16 protein-coding genes are annotated in these 20,494 nt (G+C 40.5%); 9 read left to right on the forward strand and 7 right to left on the reverse strand.

What is annotated here, in order from left to right; all coding sequences use genetic code 11:
* Window positions 1–688: 688 nt before the first annotated feature.
* Complete coding sequence (tolB, locus tag J0H12_02475; protein MBN9412779.1) at window positions 689–2,011, forward strand: Tol-Pal system protein TolB; 1,323 nt, start codon at window positions 689–691, stop codon at window positions 2,009–2,011.
* 113 nt (window positions 2,012–2,124) lie between these two features.
* Complete coding sequence (gene pal / locus J0H12_02480; GenBank protein MBN9412780.1) at window positions 2,125–2,592, forward strand: peptidoglycan-associated lipoprotein Pal; 468 nt, start codon at window positions 2,125–2,127, stop codon at window positions 2,590–2,592.
* A gap of 209 nt (window positions 2,593–2,801) precedes the next feature.
* Here the strand turns inward: pal and J0H12_02485 are convergent, their stop codons facing one another.
* The 4 genes from J0H12_02485 to J0H12_02500 all read right to left on the reverse strand — a co-directional run bounded on the left by J0H12_02485 (window position 2,802) and on the right by J0H12_02500 (window position 6,408).
* Entirely contained in the window at window positions 2,802–2,993 is a 192-nt protein-coding gene (locus J0H12_02485) for a hypothetical protein (GenBank protein ID MBN9412781.1), read from the reverse strand.
* A gap of 384 nt (window positions 2,994–3,377) precedes the next feature.
* The gene (gene infC / locus J0H12_02490; GenBank protein ID MBN9412782.1) at window positions 3,378–3,920 is read right to left on the reverse strand and encodes a translation initiation factor IF-3; all 543 of its coding nucleotides are present in this window, start codon (window positions 3,918–3,920) and stop codon (window positions 3,378–3,380) included.
* Between the two features lie 48 nt (window positions 3,921–3,968).
* Window positions 3,969–5,882, reverse strand: a complete 1,914-nt coding sequence (thrS, locus tag J0H12_02495) for a threonine--tRNA ligase (protein MBN9412783.1) — start codon at window positions 5,880–5,882, stop codon at window positions 3,969–3,971.
* 184 nt (window positions 5,883–6,066) lie between these two features.
* Window positions 6,067–6,408 (reverse strand): hypothetical protein, encoded by a 342-nt coding sequence (locus J0H12_02500; protein MBN9412784.1) that lies wholly within the window; start codon window positions 6,406–6,408, stop codon window positions 6,067–6,069.
* A gap of 415 nt (window positions 6,409–6,823) precedes the next feature.
* Here J0H12_02500 and J0H12_02505 point away from each other — a divergent pair, with 415 nt between their 5' ends.
* On the forward strand, window positions 6,824–8,353 hold the full coding sequence (locus J0H12_02505; GenBank protein MBN9412785.1) for a methionine--tRNA ligase: 1,530 nt from the start codon (window positions 6,824–6,826) through the stop codon (window positions 8,351–8,353).
* A complete protein-coding gene (locus J0H12_02510) occupies window positions 8,350–9,096 on the forward strand; it encodes a triose-phosphate isomerase (GenBank protein MBN9412786.1) in 747 nt (248 codons plus the stop codon). Before J0H12_02505 ends, J0H12_02510 begins: the two co-directional genes overlap by 4 nt.
* A 61-nt stretch (window positions 9,097–9,157) precedes the next feature.
* Here J0H12_02510 and J0H12_02515 read toward each other — a convergent pair whose 3' ends face one another.
* Window positions 9,158–10,690, reverse strand: coding sequence for a hypothetical protein (locus J0H12_02515; protein ID MBN9412787.1), 1,533 nt, complete (start codon window positions 10,688–10,690; stop codon window positions 9,158–9,160).
* A gap of 226 nt (window positions 10,691–10,916) precedes the next feature.
* Here J0H12_02515 and secG point away from each other — a divergent pair, with 226 nt between their 5' ends.
* Genes secG through kdsA form a run of 3 tightly spaced genes read left to right on the forward strand, consistent with a single transcriptional unit; the run spans window position 10,917 to window position 13,801 of the window.
* Window positions 10,917–11,300, forward strand: coding sequence for a preprotein translocase subunit SecG (gene secG / locus J0H12_02520; GenBank protein ID MBN9412788.1), 384 nt, complete (start codon window positions 10,917–10,919; stop codon window positions 11,298–11,300).
* An 18-nt stretch (window positions 11,301–11,318) separates the two neighbouring features.
* Window positions 11,319–12,959, forward strand: coding sequence for a CTP synthase (locus J0H12_02525; protein ID MBN9412789.1), 1,641 nt, complete (start codon window positions 11,319–11,321; stop codon window positions 12,957–12,959).
* Complete coding sequence (gene kdsA, locus J0H12_02530; protein ID MBN9412790.1) at window positions 12,956–13,801, forward strand: 3-deoxy-8-phosphooctulonate synthase; 846 nt, start codon at window positions 12,956–12,958, stop codon at window positions 13,799–13,801. The genes J0H12_02525 and kdsA overlap by 4 nt, the downstream gene beginning before the upstream one ends.
* Window positions 13,802–13,960: 159 nt before the next feature.
* On the opposite strand, the gene J0H12_02535 is transcribed toward kdsA, so the two are convergent.
* Window positions 13,961–15,211 (reverse strand): hypothetical protein, encoded by a 1,251-nt coding sequence (locus J0H12_02535; protein MBN9412791.1) that lies wholly within the window; start codon window positions 15,209–15,211, stop codon window positions 13,961–13,963.
* Between the two features lie 657 nt (window positions 15,212–15,868).
* On the opposite strand from J0H12_02535, the gene J0H12_02540 reads away from it, so the two are divergent.
* Window positions 15,869–16,063 carry a hypothetical protein gene (locus tag J0H12_02540; GenBank protein MBN9412792.1) on the forward strand — a complete coding sequence of 65 codons (195 nt, stop codon included), beginning with the start codon at window positions 15,869–15,871 and terminating at the stop codon, window positions 16,061–16,063.
* A gap of 372 nt (window positions 16,064–16,435) precedes the next feature.
* Window positions 16,436–18,373: an acetate--CoA ligase gene (gene acs, locus J0H12_02545; protein ID MBN9412793.1), complete on the forward strand. Its 1,938-nt coding sequence runs from the start codon at window positions 16,436–16,438 to the stop codon at window positions 18,371–18,373.
* A gap of 87 nt (window positions 18,374–18,460) precedes the next feature.
* Here acs and J0H12_02550 read toward each other — a convergent pair whose 3' ends face one another.
* A complete protein-coding gene (locus tag J0H12_02550) occupies window positions 18,461–20,320 on the reverse strand; it encodes a TIGR02452 family protein (GenBank protein MBN9412794.1) in 1,860 nt (619 codons plus the stop codon).
* Between the last annotated feature and the right edge of the window lie 174 nt (window positions 20,321–20,494).

Below are 20,494 nucleotides of genomic sequence, written 5' to 3' on the forward strand. Positions count from 1 at the left end.
AGTAGATGGTCAGAGATGATGTTTTCTTCCTTGAAGGCCTTTAAAAAGCCTTCAATCTTCTTCAATAATTCCTCTCCTTCCGTCCTTTAAAATTAAGAGAGTCTAGCAAACTCTTAAGAGTTCTTTTTAACGCTCTTTTTTGAGCGAATGCCCTTTCTTTGTCCACTGAAAGGGGGAGGAACCCCTCAGCGTGCGTGAGAGGCACGGTGCAAGTGAGGAGTGGTGGTGACAAAAGGAATGAGAATGAACCAATCCATGATGGAAAGGTTTGGGAGAGATCGAATGGTGACAGGTTCGATCTATAGGCTGCTTGAGATTCTCGAGACATGCCCGAGAATGACGCAGGTTGGATATGGTTGTGTTCCTTGGCGAGATGGAAGAAGAAAGGATAACAACTTTTATTTTGTCATCCTCGGCCTTGTGCCGAGGATCCCAGGCAACCGGTCGGTGCCGGTAGTCGCCAGAAGATCTTTCAACGTGTACATGAAGGAATGGTGAAAGCCCTCATGAAAGCAAGAAGAGAGGCCTAAAAAGAAGGAGAGAGAAGGCAAAATTCTTAAATAATGAAAGTACTTCTTTTCATTTTTAGCCAAAGGTTTTATAGTGCTTTATCAAAAAAATATGGCTTTAAGAGTTCTGTAAGGAGCCCTTTAAAATGGAGATATAATCTTTGAAAGAGGTTGTGATTATGCGAAAAATTAAAAATTTAGTCACTTTCGTTTTTGTTAGTTTGTGGATTATGATGCCTCTTCACGCTGAGCTCGTGATTGACGTGACTTCTGGTAGTGTGGAACCTATGCCCATTGCTGTAACAGATTTTTATGGAACGACCCCGCATCTTGCCGAAATTGGAGCTCAAATTTCAAAAATTGTGAGCGATGATCTTGAGAGTTGTGGATTATTTAAGCCTTTGGATAAAATGGCATTTATTCAAAGCCCTGCTCAATTAAGAGATTATATCCGGCATGCAGATTGGCGCCTTATTAATGCGCAAACTCTTGTTCGTGGTGAGATCAAGCAATTATCCGACGGACATTTAAGAGTTGAATTTCGTCTTTTTGATGTCATCTCTGAAAAGCAAATGGAAGGTTTATCGTTTCCCTTTGATCCGAAACTTATTCGACGGATTGCGCATAAAATTGCAGATGCCATTTATAAGAGAGTCACAGGCGATGAGGGGTACTTCGATACTCGCATCGTTTATGTATCGCAAACAGGACCTTTAACAAATGCGCGTAAGAGATTGGCAATTATGGACCAAGATGGCGCCAATGCAAAATTATTAAGCCTCGGGGATACCAGTGTTTTAACACCTCGTTTTTCTCCTGATGGACAAGAAATCGCCTATTTAGAATTTTCGCGTCAACGGAATATGGCTCCTCATGTCTATCGTATTCAACTATCAACACTTCAACGTCAATTGGTGGGGAATTTTAAAGGGATGACGTTTGCGCCTCATTATTCACCTGATGGAAAAAATGTCGTTATGAGCTTTTCTGCGGGAGGTCGAACCTCTCTTTATAAAATGAATATTTTCACGCGAACAGTGCAGAGGTTAACAGATGGGCCTGTGATTGATACGTCTCCTTGTTATTCTCCGGATGGGACGAAGATTGTTTTTAACTCAGATCGAGGCGGAAAACCTCAGCTTTATATTATGTCTGCAGAAGGGGGGGAAGCTCAACGCATCAGTTTTGGTCAAGGGCGCTATATGACACCTGTATGGTCCCCTCGTGGCGATTTAATTGCTTTTACGAAACAGCATGCCGGTAATTTTTATATCGGCGTCATAAAGCCAGATGGAACAGGGGAACGTTTAATTGCTCAAGGGTATGTGGTTGAAGATCCATGTTGGTCCCCAAATGGGCGTGTGATTATGTTCACCCGGATGGAACGTTCTGGAAAATCAAAGATTTATAAGGTTGATATGACGGGATATAACGAAAGACTCATTCCCACACCTGTTGGAACAGAGGCGCGAGGACCTTCTTGGTCTCCCCCCTTGAATTAACATAATTTTTAGGTTATAATCACAGCCACGTTGAGGTCAAATTATACTATTGTAGGGAAAATCTAAAGATTTTCTGCTAAAAGTTAAACACGCTTAAAAGGACAAAGAGGACAATGAAAAAGTTATTATCCGCTCTCTGTGCAACACTTTTTCTCACAGCTTGTGATACTTGCTGTGAAGATAAAGCTGCTACAGGTGGTTTTGATATCAATGGCGAAGCAACACCAGGTTCAGCTGCTGAATTCCACCAAGTAATTGGTGATACAGTAAACTTTGGTTTTGATAAACACACTTTATCAACTGAAGCACAAACAGCTCTTCACAAGCAAGCTGATTGGCTTAAGAAGTGGCCACAAACAAACGTAGTTGTAGAAGGTCATTGTGACATTCGTGGAACAACTGAATACAACATGGCTCTCGGTGAACGCCGTGCCCACGAAGTCAAGACATTCTTGATTGGTCAAGGCATTGAAGCAAAGCGCCTAGAGACAGTTAGCTACGGTAAAGAGCACCCAGTTGCACAAGGTACAACTGAAGCTGACCACGCTAAGAATCGTCGCGGTGTGACAGTTCTTCGCTAGTCGCAAGTTCTTTTGCAAAATAAATAGCCGGCTTTTAGTCGGCTATTTTATTTGTATACCAAAAAAACCTCCTTCTCCAGGGGAGGTCTCGAACTTGTAAAAAGAGCGCGCATGGACTGAATTTTCTTCCAAAATAAGTATGTCTCTCTAATTCGAATGGATCAATCGAAGAAGTCGCAATGGCGTGGCGACAGCTTTTTAAATTCTCATTAATCCATAGCTTCTTGAAGAGTAGGATCCAATAGTTTGCAAATTTGTTCTAGAAATGTATGAGTAAGGGTATCAAATAAAAGTTGATCAGGCAGATCAAGTGAATGGCCCATCAAATTTTTTAAATAGTGTCCTTGATGAGAGCTTTGCATACCTTCTGCCTCAGACTCTATTTCGATGATTTGTTTCATGAAAGTTTATTTTCAGAAAACATTTTATCGATCTCTTCAGATAATATAGTAATGGCTTTTCTCTTACTTCTTAAATAGGCCATATCTTCATCATTCTGAGATTAAAATATCTATATTGTGAAGGTAAAATATTTTTTCGAGCATCTTCAAGAAGTTAAATAAAACATACTAGACTTGATAGACAAAATTTGGATTAACGAATATCTTATAATGGTAAGGTCTTTTTATTTTCTCATAATCAACAAATGCAGAAAGATGGTGAGCCACTTTTATAAGAATAATTTGATATAATGATCATTTTTTCGCGAGCAAAATAGATTTCTTTATTAAAAAAGCCCGAGAACTTAATCCCGAGCTTTTTTAAAAGTTACTTACAAATAAATTTTACTGCTTAGGGGCCAACACCATAATTATTTGTTTACCTTCAAGCTTTGGGTGCAATTCAATTTTAACATCTTCACCACAATCAGTGCAGACGCGTTTCAAAATTTCCATCCCAATTTCTTGGTGATCCATTTCACGACCTCGAAAACGCATGGTTACTTTGACTTTATCACCTTCTTCAATAAATCTTTTTGTATTACGAAGTTTTGTTAAGTAATCATGTTCTTCAATCATAGGGCGAAGCTTAACTTCTTTAATTTCAATGATTTTTTGTTTTTTGCGTTCTTGAGATTTCTTTTTCTGAGCTTCGTACTTAAATTTTCCATAATTCAAGATCTTGCAAACAGGGGGATCCACATTTGGAGAAATTTCAACCAAATCAAGGCTAGCTTCCCTTGCCATGTCAAGTGCTTCTCTCACGTTGACAATGCCAATCATATTGCCGTTTTCATCAATTAATCTAATTTGTGGGGTCCGTATCGCTTCATTGACACGATGGCTTTCGGACGCGGGGCCTTTCGTTGGGCCAAAAGGTCTGTTGATGGTTGTATCTCCTTTTTTTAATAATAACTTTACATATACCTCTTTTTTTTAAGCAGGTGGTAGTGTTTCTTCTCTTAGTTTAGCAATTGCATCTTCAAGTGCAAGTATTTCTTGCATTTCACCGCCTAAACGACGAATCGCCACAGTGCGTTCTTGGGCCTCTCGTTTACCAACGACAAAGATATAAGGGACTTTTGCAAGGCTCAATTCACGAATTTTATAATTAATTTTTTCATTTCTGAGGTCAGTTTCGACGCGTAGACCATGTGTTTTGAGGAGGTTGGAAATTTCTTGAGCGTACTCATGGCTTTCGTCTGTAATGGGGGCGATAGCAATTTGTGTGGGGGCTAACCAAAGAGGAAACTTTCCTGCAAAGTGTTCAATCAGAACGCCAATAAAACGCTCTAATGATCCTAAAATGGCGCGATGCAACATCACAGGGTGGTGTTTTTGCCCGTCTTCGCCCACGTAGTAAGCTTCTAAGCGTTGTGGAAGGACAAAATCGACTTGGAATGTTCCGCATTGCCATTCACGACCAATCGCGTCTCTGAGGCAGAATTCTAACTTAGGCCCATAAAAAGCGCCTTCTCCAGGGTTAAGGATAAATTCAAGGCCTGTTTCTAAAGCAGCTTCTCGAAGAGCTTGTTCTGCTTGATCCCAGACTTCATCTGAGCCCGCTCTGTTTTCTGGGCGGTCTGAGAATTTTATGGAGATGTGTTCAAAGCCAAGATCTTTATAAACACGTTGAAGTAATTGACAGAAAGCTTTAGTTTCAGCAGTAATCTGTTGTGGTGTGCAAAAAATATGCGCATCATCTTGAACAAAGGCTCGGACGCGCATGATCCCGTGCAAAGAGCCTGAAGGTTCATTCCGATGGCACGCCCCAAATTCTGCCATTCTTAAAGGAAGATCGCGATAACTTTTGATTCCTTGGCGAAAAATTTGAATATGACAAGGACAATTCATCGGTTTGACGGCCATAACTTTTGTTTCATCATCATTTGATGTGAACATATTCTCGCGGAATTTTGACCAGTGACCTGAGGCTTCCCACAAGGAGCGATCAACCATAATCGGCGTATTGACTTCGACATAATCATTTGTCTTAAGAAGGCGACGAATATAGTTTTGCAGAGTTTGATAAATCTCCCATCCTTTAGGGTGCCAAAAAATGGCGCCAGGAGATTCTTCTTGGAGGTGGAATAGATCCATTTCACGGCCAAGCTTACGATGATCTCGCTTCTCCGCTTCTTCAAGTTGGTGAAGATAATCTTTCAGTTGCTGCTCAGTTGCCCATGCTGTTCCATAAATGCGTTGAAGCATTGGGTTCCGATGATCTCCGCGCCAATAGGCCCCTGCGAGTTTCATCAATTTAAAGGCTTTACCAATCCGAGCCGTGGACGGAAGATGAGGGCCTCGACACAGATCAAGGAAACTTCCTTGTTTATAAAGAGTGACTTTTTCAGTTTGAGGAAGATCAGCAATAATCTCCGCTTTAAAATGTTCTCCCATAGATTTAAAGTAAGAAATTGCCTCATCTCGCTGCCACACTTGACGTTGGATGGCCTCATCGCGATCCACAATTTCAGCCATTCTTTTCTCAAGCTTTTCAAGATCAGCGAGCGTGAAGGATTCTTCACGATAGATATCATAATAAAAGCCGTTATCAATGGCGGGGCCAATTGTAATTTGAGCCTCAGGATAAAGTTCTTTAATGGCTTCGGCTAATAAGTGTGCGGCATCATGGCGCAGTACTTCGAGGGCTTCAGGTTGTTGGCGCGTGACGATTTCAATGGTTGCATCTTCGGTGATAGAACGGTTGAGATCCCACAAATCTCCATTTACTCTAACGACAATAGCCTCTTTTGCAAGACGAGGGCTAATGCTACTTGCGATCTCAAGACCTGTAATTTCTTTCTCATAAGAACGAGAAGAACCATCAGGAAGTGTTATTAAAACCATTTTAACCTCTTAAAAACTGTATGGTGGAATTTACAGAAGCCTAACACAAGGCGCAAGCATAACTTTGTGTTCATGTTAAGAGATTTATTAAATAAAAATATTTTTAGGGATAAAGATAAAAAATTCAGAAAAAAGAGAAAGAGGGAAGAGCCTCTTTCTCTGGATGATCATAATAAGTCTTAGATTATGATTGAGCTCGATGAAACGCTCTAATAAAAGCTAAAGCTCCATTTTTATTCTGTTCTACTTCTTTGTCGCTTGGTATGAGACCGTTTTCAATATCTTGAGGCTTTGGAGAAACAGCGATAACATCATCTGTAGTTATATTGTACTGCCAACGGATGTGCATATTTTTTTTCTCTGTACGGGGTTTGCTTTCATAATTTTCTTCTCTCCATCGCGTATTATTGACTGGAAGTGGCTTTGCTTCGACTTCTCTACTAATGCTGTAGTGAAAATCAATTGTATTTAGTGTTGATTTACCGATTGTGTAATGAGGTTTATCCACTCCACCATTTACATACATGTTTGTCTCAAACCCATATCCTTTTCTATAAATCCAATTTGTGGATCCATCATTAGAGCTTCTACCCTTAATAATAAGCCAACGAACGGTTTTACAAGTATAGAGATACGGACTAGAGTGGCCGGAGCACTTATAGCGACGTGTGATTTACCTGCTTACCAAGGAACTCACTTAATTATAAATGTGCATCAGGGTGTGGCAGGTCCAATGTGCAGTGCTGTTGCGGATAATGTGCCTTTTAATCACAACTAAAATTAATCTAAAGTAAGTTGTACTAGGGCTATCGAGTTAAATTAAAATGACTCCATAGCCCTTAATTTTGGGGGACCAAGTTCTTATTTTATATGTATCTTATATTTTACTAGTCACATTCGGCAAAAGAGATTAAAAAAGCACAAAAACATAGGAGACCGGTGTGGCCAACCCATTCTATATCACAACCCCCATTTATTACGTGAACGATGTACCTCACATTGGACATGCCTATACAACGATTGCCTCAGATATGATGGCGCGTTTTGCAAGGATGGCTGGTCGTGAAGTCTTCTTTTTAACCGGCACAGATGAACATGGCCAAAAAATTCAAAAAGCAGCCCAAACAGAAGGAACGGATCCTCAAGTATTTGTGGATCGCGTCTCTGAGAGATTTCAAGCGTTAACTCCTTTATTTCATCTGTCAAATGACTACTTCATTCGAACAACCGAAGAACGCCATATCAAGGCAGCTCAGGCTTTATGGAATAAGATGAAAGAAAGAGGCTTTATTTATAAAGGGGGATACGCAGGATGGTATGCTGTCCGAGATGAAGCCTTTTATGCGGAAACTGAACTTGTTCATGGCAAAGCTCCTACAGGCGCAGATGTTGAATGGGTAGAAGAGCCTAGCTATTTTTTTAAGCTGTCAGCTTTTCAAGAACCTTTGCTCGCCTTTTATCGCGCTAATCCTGATTTCATAGGACCAGAGTCGCGACGGAATGAAGTCATTCGATTTGTCGAAGGGGGATTGAATGACCTCTCTATTTCTCGTTCTTCTTTTAAGTGGGGGGTGCCGATTCCCGATGATCCTGAGCATGTTATGTACGTCTGGGTGGATGCATTGACTAATTATATCACCGCCCTTGGGTATCCAGATGAGGATGCGCCTGATTTTAAGAAGTTTTGGCCAGAAATTCTTCATATTATTGGAAAAGATATTTTGCGGTTTCATGCTATTTATTGGCCCGCCTTTTTGATGGCTGCGGGGTTGACACCTCCAAAACGTCTTTATGCTCATGGTTGGTGGACCAATGAAGGGCAAAAAATCTCAAAATCTCTAGGGAATACGATTGATCCTGTTGAGCTTGTTGAGACGTATGGGGTGGATCAGGTTCGTTATTTTCTCATGCGTGAAGTTCCTTTTGGTCAAGATGGAGATTTTTCACGAGCCGCTCTTGAGCAACGTATCAACTCAGATCTTGCCAATGATTTCGGAAATTTGGCCCAGCGCGTCCTTTCTTTTGTTTACAAAAATGCAGAGGCTAAAGTGCCAACTCCATCAGCTTTTGAAGCCCAAGATGAAGCTCTTTTAACGATGGCTCAAGAGCTCTTACCGCGCTTGGGTGAAAATTTTGAAAAACAAGCTCTTCATCGGATGGTGGAAGCAATTTGGGAGCTTGTGGGGGCGGCTAACCGGTATGTTGATGCAGAACAGCCTTGGTCTCTCAGAAAGACAAATCCAGAGCGTATGGCAACAGTTCTGTATGTCCTTTTAGAGACTTTACGGTATTTGGCATTTTACATCGCCCCCATTATGCCGCAAGCGTCAGTTAAATTACTTCACTTATTAGGGATTTCAGAGCCCAAACTTCACTTCAAAGAGCTTCAGGAAAAAAAATTGCAGAGTGGTGTGCTGTTACCTCAACCAGAAGGATTATTTCCGCGTATTGAAAAGGAGCGTAAAGAATGACTGAAAAACGCCAAAAGTTGATTGTTGCGAACTGGAAAATGAATGGAACACAAGAATTTTCACGTGATTTAGCGGCAGATCTTGCTGAAAAGTGGTTTGCAAATCCTTCTCCTCATCAGATTGTTGTGTGTCCTCCTTTTTCTTACTTATCAATTGTTTTAAATAGATTGTTTGGAACGGAAATTGCTTGTGGGGCCCAGGATTGCTCAGTTCATGAAAAAGGGGCGTACACGGGAGAAATTAGTTCTCTTATGGTGAGGGATATCGGATGTCGTTATGTTATTGTCGGGCATTCTGAGCGTCGTCACCATCATCAAGAAACAAGCGCGTTGGTCCGTCAGAAAGCTGAATCTGCTCTTAAAGTGGGTCTTAAACCCATTATCTGCATTGGTGAGACATTGGCTGAGCGAGAAGATCAAAAAACTTTAAAAATACTTGAAGATCAGCTAACAGCGTCAGTTCCTGAGGGGAATCAAGAGATGGCGATTGCGTATGAGCCTGTCTGGGCGATTGGGACAGGTAAAACGGCAACATCAAAGGAAATTCTTGAAGTGCATGCTTTTATTCGTTCATGGATGCAAAAAAATCGTCAAAATGGGTCGGATATGCCTATTCTTTATGGGGGATCTGTCACTGACCAAAATGCTCAAGAAATTCTTTCTCTTGAAAATGTTGACGGTGTTCTTGTTGGGGGCGCAAGCCTTAAATCAGAATCTTTTTGGCAGATTGTGCAAGCTGCTTAAGTTCAATAAAAAAAGAGCCCAATAAAGGGGCTCTTTTTTATGAGTTTTAAACTATCAAGATCTATATTTTGTTATATACGTCCATTAAGGTATTTAGCACCTTCATCTGGGTTATGAGCATTCTTCCAGCCATACCACTTTGACATTTGTATTTCTGATCAACGAGAAGGGAGAAGAAATTTTGAAGTAAAACATCAAGGTCTTCTTTGAATTCTTTATGTTCTTTAAAGGTTTCATAAATCCGATAAACTTGACTTGAAACAGTTAACATATACACATATTGATCGTTAGGTAAAAGGTCAACAGACTGCTTAACAGAAGCTTCTTTATGTCCAATCTTATGGTACGTAAGTGATCCTTCAAGCGCTTTTTGAATATCTGAACGTTGTTGCGAGTTAAAATCAAGGTCTTGTGAAATTTTGTCATAAAAATCCAAGACTTCTTCATATTTTTTAAAATGATGAACTTCTTTAGCCTTGAAAAAAGATTCTAAGAGATTGCTAATACTTTCTTGAAGTTTAAGGTGATATTTTGGTGCAACAGTCTGTCCATAAGCCATAATTGTTTCAGGTCCAGAGTTATATTTTCGTTCTTCTACTTCAGCTTTAAGAGAGGCTTGAAGTTCTAAAATTGTAGGAGAGAAAGGTTTTTTGTTAACAATTTTTGTCTTTTCTTCAAGCTGAGAACCTTGAGAACCTGTGGCGACAGAAGGAGAGAGTTTTGTAAGATCAATCAGTAGAACATCACTAAAATAGGGATTTTGCGTCCAGGAAGTTGCGCTGATATCGATGATCTGATCAATTTTCTCTTTTGTTTGTGTTAAAGTTTTGTATAAATCAACAAGTCCTAATCTACTAAAATAGTTAGTAATTTCTTTTTCTTGAGCTTCATCCATGGGAATTGGGAAATTCTTTTGAATATCTTCATCTGTAAGTTTATTAAGAATAGTGATAATTTTATGAAAAGTGCTTTCAAAAATTTGGAGATCTTTTTGGAAGGGAGATAAGTAAAGACCGAGTAATTCTATTCTAAGTGTCGGGTCAATCTGCGAATCGAGGTCAGGGCGGTATTTTTGCACAGAGCTGCTTATTCTGCCTTCAATCGATAAAGGAATAGTTGGTTTTGTGTAGCCACAAAAAGGCATCTCAATAAAATGAATCTCCTGGAGTATAGCAGTGATGTAAGATTGAATAGATCTTCCTTGTGTCGTGATATACCTTATTAATGGAATAAGATGGTCATTTTGAGCAGAAGGGATAGGCTTATCTTTCATTTCTGATTGGAGTACGAGGGGCTGAGGGGCTATAATTAAAGGCTTAGGTGGCTCAAGATCTAAAGACTTTGGTTTAATAGGTGCAAATTCTTTAGACATAGCTAAGGCTAATTGCAATGCAACTTCATCGTCTAAATCGCCATTACTATAATGACTATTATAATTGATAGGGGCGGGTGCTTGAGATCTGCGTAAAGCTTCTTGTAAAGCCTCTTCTTCGCTGTACCCAAAATTGTATTGATCGGACGCATAGCTCATAGAGCTTACGGCTAGTAAGCTTGTTGAGGCGAATAGATAAAAGCGTTTAAGGGGAGAAGTCATAAGAAGGAATCTCTCTATTTAATTGACCATATTGGTATAAATTATATAAGGGGTCTTTACTGAATTTCAAGTGATGTAATTGCAATATTATTATGCAAAATATCTAGTTGAAAATAGGTCAAGAATTTTAAACGAGCTATTTCTCTCGCGAGTCTAATTTCCCTCTAGCATTTTTTTTCAACCCCCTTTAAAATGCCGGCAGTTAAAACAAAGGATTCAGATTAACATGACGACTGTAGTGTTGGTATTTCATATTATTCTCGCGATTGCGATGGTGGGGATTATTCTTCTTCAAAAGAATGAAGGTGGTGGTCTTGGCATGGGAAGTGGCACCATGGGAGGCCTCATGAGCTCGAGAGGTACTGCCAATCTATTGACACGAACAACGGCAATTTTAGCGGGTCTTTTCTTTTTAACGACTCTTTTGCTCGCAATTCTTTTTAAGGGGGCTCATAAAGCGCAATCTATTCTTGATCATCCAGATGCGACAAAACCTGCGATTGAGGTTCCTGTGGAACCAGCTCCGCCCGTTGTTGCTTCTGAAAGTAAAGCACAACCAAAGTCAGCAGAAGGTTCTGTTGCGTCTAAAAATACGTCTACTAAAAAATAACATTAATAGTTTTAGGGAATGACACGATTTATTTTTATAACCGGAGGTGTGGTTTCTTCTTTAGGAAAAGGCCTTGCCGCTGCGTCTCTTGCTGCTTTGTTGCAAGCACGCGGATACAATGTCCGACTTCGAAAATTTGATCCTTACTTAAATGTTGATCCCGGGACAATGAGTCCTTATCAGCATGGAGAAGTCTTCGTCACGGATGATGGTGCGGAGACGGACTTAGATTTAGGGCATTATGAACGTTTTACGGGCGTCTCGAATCGGCGAAGTGATTCTTTGACGACCGGCCGTATTTACTCGACAGTGATTGCCCGTGAGCGACGAGGTGATTATTTAGGGGCAACTGTTCAAGTGATTCCTCATATTACAGATGCGATAAAAGAAGCGATTCGAGCTGATTTAGACCCTAATTTAGATTTCTTATTGTGCGAAGTTGGCGGGACCGTTGGTGACATTGAAAGTTTGCCATATCTTGAAGCTTTTCGGCAGTTTTCCAATGAAGAAGGCGCGCAAAGTGTTCTTTTTATCCACCTGACGCTTGTGCCCTATATTGAGAGCGCAGGAGAGTTAAAAACGAAACCCTCACAGCACTCAGTCAAAGAATTACAACACGTGGGGATTCAGCCTGATATTTTACTGTGTCGGACGACGCGGGAAATCCCTGAAGATGCAAAGCGGAAATTAGCTCTTTTTTGTAATATTAAGCCAGAATGCGTTATAGAGGCTGCTGATGTTGAGACAATCTATCAAGTGCCTTTGAGTTATTCTAAAGCTGGCCTTGATACAGAAGTTTTAAAATATTTTGGTCTCAGAAGTGAGGGAGACGCAAATCTGAGCCGTTGGGAAGCGATTGTTAACCATATTAAAAATCCAACTCAAGTCATTGATATTGCTGTCGTTGGAAAGTATGTCAAACTGCGAGATGCAGATAAGTCGCTCGCTGAAGCGCTAACCCATGGCGGTATCGCGAATAACGTTCGCGTTAATATTGAGTGGATTGAGGCAGAATCTTTTGAAAAAGAGCCTCATACGGTTGCTGAGCGGCTGAAGGATAAAAAAGCAATTCTTGTTCCTGGCGGTTATGGAGAGCGAGGCACCGCTGGTATGATGGCGGCTATCCAATACGCTCGTGAGCAAAAAATTCCTTACTTGGGAATTTGCTTTGGAATGCAACTCGCGGTCATTGAAGTTGCACGACACATTGTTGGCATTGAAAAGGCTAATACAACTGAATTTGGCGCTACGTCTGAGCCTGTGATAGGATTGCTTACAGAATGGTTGAATGGTGATGTCAAAGAACGCCGAAGTGCAGAAGACGATTTAGGCGGGACAATGCGCCTTGGCCTTTATCCTGCAGCATTGGAGCCAGGAAGTTTGATTCAAAAGATTTATGGAACGACATCAATTCAAGAGCGTCACCGTCATCGGTTTGAACTCAATCTAAATTATCGTGAAAAATTTGAAAAAGCAGGACTCAAGTTTAGTGGTCTCTCACCGGATGGTTTATTGCCTGAAGTTGTTGAGTTAACAGATCATCCTTGGTTTGTGGGAGTTCAGTTTCACCCCGAATTAAGGTCGCGTCCTTTTGATCCTCATCCGTTATTTAAATCGTTTATTGAAGCTGCTCTTCAAAAGAAAGGAACCCCAGAATGACTTCTCAACGCCATGTTATCATTGGAACCCCCGAGGTAAAGCAAGTCACGTTTGGGAATGATTTACCCTTGGCCGTTTTTGCAGGCCCTTGCGCACTTGAAAGTCGGGCCCATGGTCTTGAAATGTCAGCGGCCATTCGGGAAATTTCTGATAAGCTCAATATTCCGATTGTCTATAAGACTTCATTTGATAAGGCGAATCGCTCAAGCATGGTAAATTCTCGTGGTTTAGGACTTGAGAAAGCCTTACCCATTTTGGCAGAGATTCGCGAAAAAAGTGGTTTGCCTGTTATTACAGATGTTCATACGGCTGAGCAATGCGCGATTGTCGCTGAAGTCGTTGATATCCTTCAAATTCCGGCTTTCTTATGTCGTCAAACGGATCTTTTAGAGGCAGCGGCTAAAACAGGAAAACCCATTCATGTTAAAAAAGGTCAGTTTTTAGCGCCTTGGGACATGAAAAATGTCGTGGCAAAATTTGAAAGCTTTGGAAACACGCAAGTGATTGTCTGTGAACGTGGAGTTTCTTTTGGGTACAACACCTTAGTTTCCGATATGCGGGCCTTGCCTGTACTCAAAGACACGGGGTGTCCCGTTGTCTTTGATGCGACCCATTCTGTTCAGCAGCCAGGCGGGCAGGGAACCAGCAGTGGCGGGCAGCGTGAATTCGTGCCTGTCTTAGCGCGGGCGGCTGTATCTGTGGGAGTAGCCGGTGTTTTCCTTGAAACGCACCAGGATCCAGATCAAGCGCCAAGCGATGGCCCCAATATGGTTTATCTTAAGGATTTACCGAATCTGCTTAAGACCCTAATGAAATTTGACCAACTCGCGAAGTCTTTGTAACCATTATTGGCTTAACAATCGGAAGCAAGCTTGAGTATTTTCCTGAAGAAGTTATCAAGCTTGCCTCTTATTGGTCGTGATCAACCCTTTTATTTTCTCTTACTTTTTATCTTGTAACGAGTATTTTCAAAAATTCGAGCCACTTTTTTCTCTATCTTACTATATCTCACTGCTATTTGATAAAGAAAGATCTTGAAGTGTAGTATTCAATTTCAATTGATTAATTAAATTTTTTGTATCTGTTGGAGTTAAATCATTACTATAGCGCACTTTTAATTCCTGTAGCTGGGGGAAATTTTCGGAAACTGCAACTGCTGAAATTAAAATTTGCAATACTCTTTTATCATTATACGCAAAACAGTCTGTCACGCCTAATGATTTGATTTTATGAGAAAAAATTGAGATTAAGGATTCCATTGCAGGATCACCTATTTTTAACCCCCTTAAATATAAGGCTGTAAGATCGTTTGGTATCGATTGGATTAAAGATTCAGTCTGTTTTTCATCTAACCAATTTTCTAATTTCAATGTTTGAAGAGAGATAGGGAGTGCTTGCATTACAGCGTCCATATTTTGAGTATCTTTCTCTGAAGCTAAATCCAATTCTCGAAGATGAGAAAGAGGTGAAATCAGTTGTGCTAATTCCTTGTTTTTACCTGAATATGTTAATCTTAATGTCGTGAGATTGGTAAATTGTGGTAAATTCTGAATCTCGATGTCATTAAATTCCGTTGTACCTAAATCTAATACGTGAAGGCCAGAAGGAAGTTTCGAGAGTAAATCTTGTGGTGCGTTAGAAGTAAATCTTAATATTAGTGATTTTAATGGGGCATTTGGCAATTTCAACGTTCGAAGAGAGGAAGGAAGATCTGATGAGAGTAAAGATAGCAATTCTTCCGGGTCAATAGTATTCCCGCTGAGGTCTAGCTCTTCAAGAGTATCGGGAAGCGTTGGGGCAAGAATTCTTATAATTCGTTGATCAAGGTGATTATTATCAATAACCAGTTTTTTCAGATTTGAAAATTTTCTAAGTGCCAGTTCTAGGGCTTGAAAAGTTTCCGCATGAGGAATAAATTTAAAGTCATAAGTTAGTTGTTCAAGGCGCAGTATGCTAAAATTTGTGTACTTTGAAAGCTTAGGCAGGACTTCAACGAATTTTGTAAAAGTTAAGTTTTGCCCTGAAAATATATGAAGACTGTTGAGCTCATCTAAGTCTTGCATTCTTTGTCCCCAAGATAATGAATGAGTTTTAACATCAATTCCAAAATAAATGCGGTTCCCCGAGGGAGGGGTTGTTAAGCAAAGGTTATATTTGGGGAGTTCTTCATCTGGAGAGTGACTAAGATCACTTGCGCAAGCGATTGTGGTTGAGATGAGAAGAGAACAAAGAGTTGCGACGAGTTTTTTCATTATATTTACCTTTGATAACTAATAATTAATATTGCCTGAAAAATAGATAAGAAATCTTATTTAAATTACAAGAGATACTATAATTTTTTTTAAAGATATCCTATCAAAATAAAAATGTCAATTAGTTAATAATTATGGGTTTTTGAGGCTAAAAATTATTTTATAAACTATTGGTTTGTATGAGTTATTTGTTTGATTATGAAACAATTTTTTCTTGATATTTGTATCTGTTTATGATAATCTGGTAGTAGATGGTCAGAGATGATTTTCTTCCCTTACGCGGGCCTTACAACCCCTCGTAATTCTTTCACTAAATCCTCAACTACCGTCTTAATAAAATAGGGATATAAATACCTATCTTATTAAAGAAGATAAGCTTTTTAACGCTCTTTTTGAGCGAATGCCCTATCTTTGTCTTTTTTCAGGGGATCATTTCCTGTGAAAAAAGCAAGATCAAGAGACTCTTCTTGCCTCTCAATGGAACCTCGAGGCCAAAGGGAGAAGAGGGGTCGCTTGGGAGAGTAAAGACTGGACACACGTGGGGGATGAAAGAACCAGGTTGTTCGTCTTTATTTTTCTTAAGCTTTATGCAGATAGAGAGAAGGGCAAAAGGCTCATCATAAGTAAAGTATATAACAATAAACAGGGAGTCATAAAATGATGGAACAGTATAACGACGTAACAAACGGTAAGAGAGGGTCTCATCTTTGTGGAGAGATCTCAACAACAAAGAAAGATTCTCACAAGAGAGTGTTAAGGGAAGTTTTGAGGACGGAAGGAATTTGCTTTCCTTCTCAGCGAGACCCCCCCAAAGTCCTGATGATCAGTCCTTTAATCGGTGGTGGGATCTGACCTTTGGAGATGAAGAGAGAGAACAACAGATGGTAGAGAAGGGCGGCGGCTATTCAGTCCACCTAGATAAAGTTGGAATAGATCGACTGGTGATTGGTGAGATCTATCGGCCCCTTGAGTTTCTCGGGACACATCCAAGAATGACGGAAATAGAAAGGACAGTGTTCATAGGTGAGGCCTGAATAGAAATTGAGAAAAGAAAAAAGAAGGAAAATGGACTAAAAAGAAGTTTGTTAAGAATAATTTAAAATTTATGAAATAAACAGGGAGAAGGATAGAAACAATTTTATGAAGAAATGGCGAAAAAAAGAAACGTCAGCTCTTGACCCTTTTAGAGATTGTTTTTTATGCTTGGTTTGAAATGGAGATAGGATGACATATATTAAGCACGCGTACAAAGCAAGACCTGCAACGTTAACGCCAGAAAAATATGGAAAGCTTTATGCTCAATCCATTGAAAATAGTGAGATATTTTGGCGAGAACAAGCGCAGAGGATCACTTGGATTAAACCTTTTACCAAAGTTAAGGATACCTCTTTTAACCTAGAAGATTTTCGGATCAAATGGTTTGAAGATGGAACGTTGAACGTGGCGGCGAATTGTCTTGATCGGCATTTGGCAGAGCGAGGGGATCAGGTCGCTATTATTTGGGAGGGAGACGATCCTCAAGACTCTCAAAAAATTACGTACCGAGAATTACATGAACAAGTTTGCAAGTGTTCCAATATTCTGAAAACGTTGGGAATAGAACAAGGAGATCGCGTAACGATTTATCTACCGATGATTCCTGAGGCCGCTGTTGCAATGTTGGCGTGTGCCCGAATAGGAGCGATTCATTCAGTTGTTTTTGGTGGATTCTCACCTGAGTCGTTAGCGGATCGCATCGTGGATTGTGATTCTAAACTTGTGATTACGGCGGATGAAGGTGTTCGGGGCGGCAAGATAATTCCGTTGAAAAAGAACGTAGACGAGGCGTTGGCAAGACCCGAAGTCACCTCGGTTGAGTCTGTGCTTGTGGTGAAGAGGACCGGAAATACCGTTCCTTTTATGTCTTCACGAGATCATTGGTATCATGACTTAATGGCTAATGCTTCTCAGGAGTGTGCGCCCGTTGAGATGAATGCTGAAGATCCTTTGTTTATTTTGTATACGTCTGGATCCACAGGGAAACCTAAAGGCGTTCTTCATACAACTGGGGGGTATTTAGTATTTGCGTCTCTCACGCATCAAGTGATCTTTGATTATTATCCGGGCGATGTTTATTGGTGCACGGCGGATGTGGGATGGATTACGGGGCATAGTTATGTGTTGTATGGGCCTCTTGCTAATGGTGCAACGACTCTAATGTTTGAAGGTGTCCCTTCTTATCCTGATGCGTCTCGTTTTTGGGAAGTGATTGATAAGCATCAAGTGAATATCTTCTATACAGCTCCCACCGCTATCCGGGCGCTGATGCGAGAAGGCGATGAGGCTGTTAAGAAAACAAAAAGACACTCTTTAAGAGTGTTAGGATCGGTCGGTGAGCCTATCAACCCTGAAGCGTGGGAATGGTATTATCACGTCGTAGGAGAAGAACGTTGTCCTATCATGGATACATGGTGGCAAACAGAGACTGGCGGGATTTTAATGACGCCTTTGCCAGGTGTTCATGATCTTAAGCCAGGGTCTGCTATGCAACCTTTTTTCGGGGCGAAACCTGCTATTGTTGATCCTCAAGGTATAATTCTTGAAGATGAAACCGAAGGGGCTTTAGTAATGCTTGATTCATGGCCCGGGCAAATGCGATCTGTGTATGGGGATCATCAGCGATTCATCGATACTTATTTTAAAACGTATCCTGGCATGTATTTCACTGGCGATGGAGCTCGCCGGGATGAAGAGGGAGATTATTGGATCACGGGCCGAGTTGATGATGTGATCAATGTCTCAGGACATCGTTTAGGAACCGCAGAAGTTGAAAGTTCTTTAAATATGCATCCAAAAGTTGTTGAGTCAGCTGTGGTGGGTTTTCCGCATGATATTAAAGGACAAGGAATTTATGCTTTTGTGACGCTGCATAAAGGACATCACCCTTCGGAAGATCTTAAAAAGGAACTTATTCAAGAGGTCCGTAAGCATATAGGGGCGATTGCCAGCCCTGATATCATCCAGTGGGCTCCAGGTCTTCCAAAGACACGTTCGGGGAAGATTATGCGGCGCATTTTACGAAAGATTGCTGCAAATGAGATTGAAAACTTAGGGGATATCTCAACACTGGCGGATCCCAGTGTTGTTGATGCGCTTATCCAAGAGTGCGAAAGGAGTTCCTAATTTTTTCCTCAATTATCTTGAGAGAGGAATGAAAGCTTAGGAGCTCTATTTCATGAAAGATAAGAGAGAGGTACTTAAAAGTACTTCTTACTCTTCTTTTACAATTGTTGGTCCGTTCAATTGAAAAGTTTTTAAAAGTTCTGCGTTTGGTATTGCAAAGACAACATTTTTAAACATGCCTTTGAATTCATTTTCAAGGAGACTTTTATAAACAGATGCAATGTAACTTGGATCATTCCTAAATGCCCCACATCCCCATGCGCCAAGGATAATGGAGTCTATTTTTTTCAAAGAAAAACCTGCCAGTTGACTGTAAACCCTTTGTCTTATGATTTCTTCATAATTCTCGGGTTTTGGTTTGTTTAAATTAGGAGCAGCAGAGGTAAGAATTGTAATCATCCTTGGTTTTTCGAGATTTTGATATGTTCCCTTAAAAAAAATACGGAAAAGGGACACATCTTGAGAAATTAAAATCCCATTCAGTTTTTCCAATATACTATTTGTTATCTCATTATAATTAATCGCTGGATATGTTTGTGTAAGTTGTTGTGCTAAGTCAATAGTTGGATCTATTACTTGAGAGAGAGAAGAAAATAAAGTTGTTGTACGAATTAAACTCTCTTCTTGTCCACTAGCACCATAAAAAGCGCCTCCTCCGGGATGAGTGGAGTTCGCAAAATTTAAAATACCAACTTTTGTTCCTTTTTCTGCTGATAACTGAAGGGCAGCCATTTGTGCGGGCTGATTGGCGTACACAATAGACGTTTTGAAAAGAGGAACAAACTTTACTGTGGACAAAAAGCCGTGGTAAAAATCAAGAGGTTTTCCGGCTTCAATTAATTTCACTTCCGTATCTGAGGAACCTGAGGAATAGATGTAACTCAATTTTTTTGTACTATCGTAAGCGTCTAGTGCAGCTTGTCTTTTTTCTGCTGTTGAAAGCTCATACTCGGTTCTTAAGGATTGAGAAGAGGAAGAGCTTTTTTTAGAGTCCTCAATATTTGGTAAAACTGCCGCTGTTTTTTTCGAAGGAGCATCAGCAAATAGATGAGCTACATCCTTAAAAAATGTCCTCTTCTTTACTGGGGGAGGGGGCGTTATACCAGGAGTAAATCTGTTTACGGGAGAAAGTGTTATGTCCTGAGGTTTTGAAGCGGGAGGATAACTCACACCGTAAGGGAGTTTTTGAGAAGAAGGTGTTACACTATGGGGGAGCTTGGGATCAACATAATCATGCTGGGCAGCTGCACTATAAGATGCGGCTCCATATTGTTGATGTGGAGGTTGAGCATGCTGATAATCTCGTTGTTCTTGAGCAGCAGAGTGCGAAGAAGAAGCTTGTTGATAATTTTGCCGATGCCTATCATACGCTTGATTTTGTGGTGCTTGTGGGAAATGTCCTAATGGAGCATCATGTTGATAATTTTGGGGATGTCGTTGCTCTTGATGAGGGGAGTAAGAAGGAGCTGCATACGGAGCATCGGTCCGGGGAGCATAAGCTGCAGCTGAAGAATTTCCATATTGCTGTGGCTTGCCATAATATTGTTGGGGAGAGGGGGCCACATAAGGGGTATAAGCTGGGGGTAATGGTTCAAAAGAGGGAGCTGCAGGTTGTGCGATTGAACTAGGCGCTGATGGTTTTTTTTGGCCTAATTGAAGGCGTCGTGAAGGGGCACTCTGCAATTGAGGTTCAACGTCCATAGGAGTTCCCACAATATTATAAGGAGCGCCTTCTGGCCTTAGTAAGGTGCCATGAGGATCAAAAACTTTGGGAGGCGGCGGAACCATTGTTTCCAAGAATGGTTGGGCAGAATTTCTTGCATTTCCTGAATGAGGAGTGCTGTCGTCTATCTCTGTATCGACGTTATAAATAGGAGAAGCTAGACAAGAATTTTGGAAGGTCGCAGCACTAATTGTCATCAATAGGAGTGATTTCATTTTTCGCATGTTTTCCTCTTTATTTTAGATTTAACTGACTTCTAATGATCATATGGGTAGTGAATGTATATTTGTCAAATTTTTTATAAAGGTTAAATGCAATTATTGCATTTAATCTTTGAAATAAAGTCATTTTAAGAGAGTTTATGAGATGGTTTTGGCAAAAAAATGAGGGAGAGTGAA

Source organism: Candidatus Paracaedimonas acanthamoebae, assembly GCA_017307065.1.
Classification (GTDB): domain Bacteria; phylum Pseudomonadota; class Alphaproteobacteria; order Caedimonadales; family Caedimonadaceae; genus Paracaedimonas; species Paracaedimonas acanthamoebae_A.

What these genes read in the sequence shown, in the direction of transcription:
- J0H12_02535 (MBN9412791.1), bottom strand. Translation starts at nt 15,211, where the DNA reads ATGAAAAAACTCGTCGCAACTCTTTGTTCTCTTCTCATCTCAACCACA.
- thrS (MBN9412783.1), bottom strand. Translation starts at nt 5,882, where the DNA reads ATGGTTTTAATAACACTTCCTGATGGTTCTTCTCGTTCTTATGAGAAA.
- J0H12_02500 (MBN9412784.1), bottom strand. Translation starts at nt 6,408, where the DNA reads ATGTATGTAAATGGTGGAGTGGATAAACCTCATTACACAATCGGTAAA.
- J0H12_02550 (MBN9412794.1), bottom strand. Translation starts at nt 20,320, where the DNA reads ATGCGAAAAATGAAATCACTCCTATTGATGACAATTAGTGCTGCGACC.
- secG (MBN9412788.1), top strand. Translation starts at nt 10,917, where the DNA reads ATGACGACTGTAGTGTTGGTATTTCATATTATTCTCGCGATTGCGATG.
- tolB (MBN9412779.1), top strand. Translation starts at nt 689, where the DNA reads ATGCGAAAAATTAAAAATTTAGTCACTTTCGTTTTTGTTAGTTTGTGG.
- pal (MBN9412780.1), top strand. Translation starts at nt 2,125, where the DNA reads ATGAAAAAGTTATTATCCGCTCTCTGTGCAACACTTTTTCTCACAGCT.
- acs (MBN9412793.1), top strand. Translation starts at nt 16,436, where the DNA reads ATGACATATATTAAGCACGCGTACAAAGCAAGACCTGCAACGTTAACG.
- J0H12_02510 (MBN9412786.1), top strand. Translation starts at nt 8,350, where the DNA reads ATGACTGAAAAACGCCAAAAGTTGATTGTTGCGAACTGGAAAATGAAT.
- J0H12_02540 (MBN9412792.1), top strand. Translation starts at nt 15,869, where the DNA reads ATGATGGAACAGTATAACGACGTAACAAACGGTAAGAGAGGGTCTCAT.
- J0H12_02485 (MBN9412781.1), bottom strand. Translation starts at nt 2,993, where the DNA reads ATGAAACAAATCATCGAAATAGAGTCTGAGGCAGAAGGTATGCAAAGC.
- J0H12_02515 (MBN9412787.1), bottom strand. Translation starts at nt 10,690, where the DNA reads ATGACTTCTCCCCTTAAACGCTTTTATCTATTCGCCTCAACAAGCTTA.
- J0H12_02525 (MBN9412789.1), top strand. Translation starts at nt 11,319, where the DNA reads ATGACACGATTTATTTTTATAACCGGAGGTGTGGTTTCTTCTTTAGGA.
- kdsA (MBN9412790.1), top strand. Translation starts at nt 12,956, where the DNA reads ATGACTTCTCAACGCCATGTTATCATTGGAACCCCCGAGGTAAAGCAA.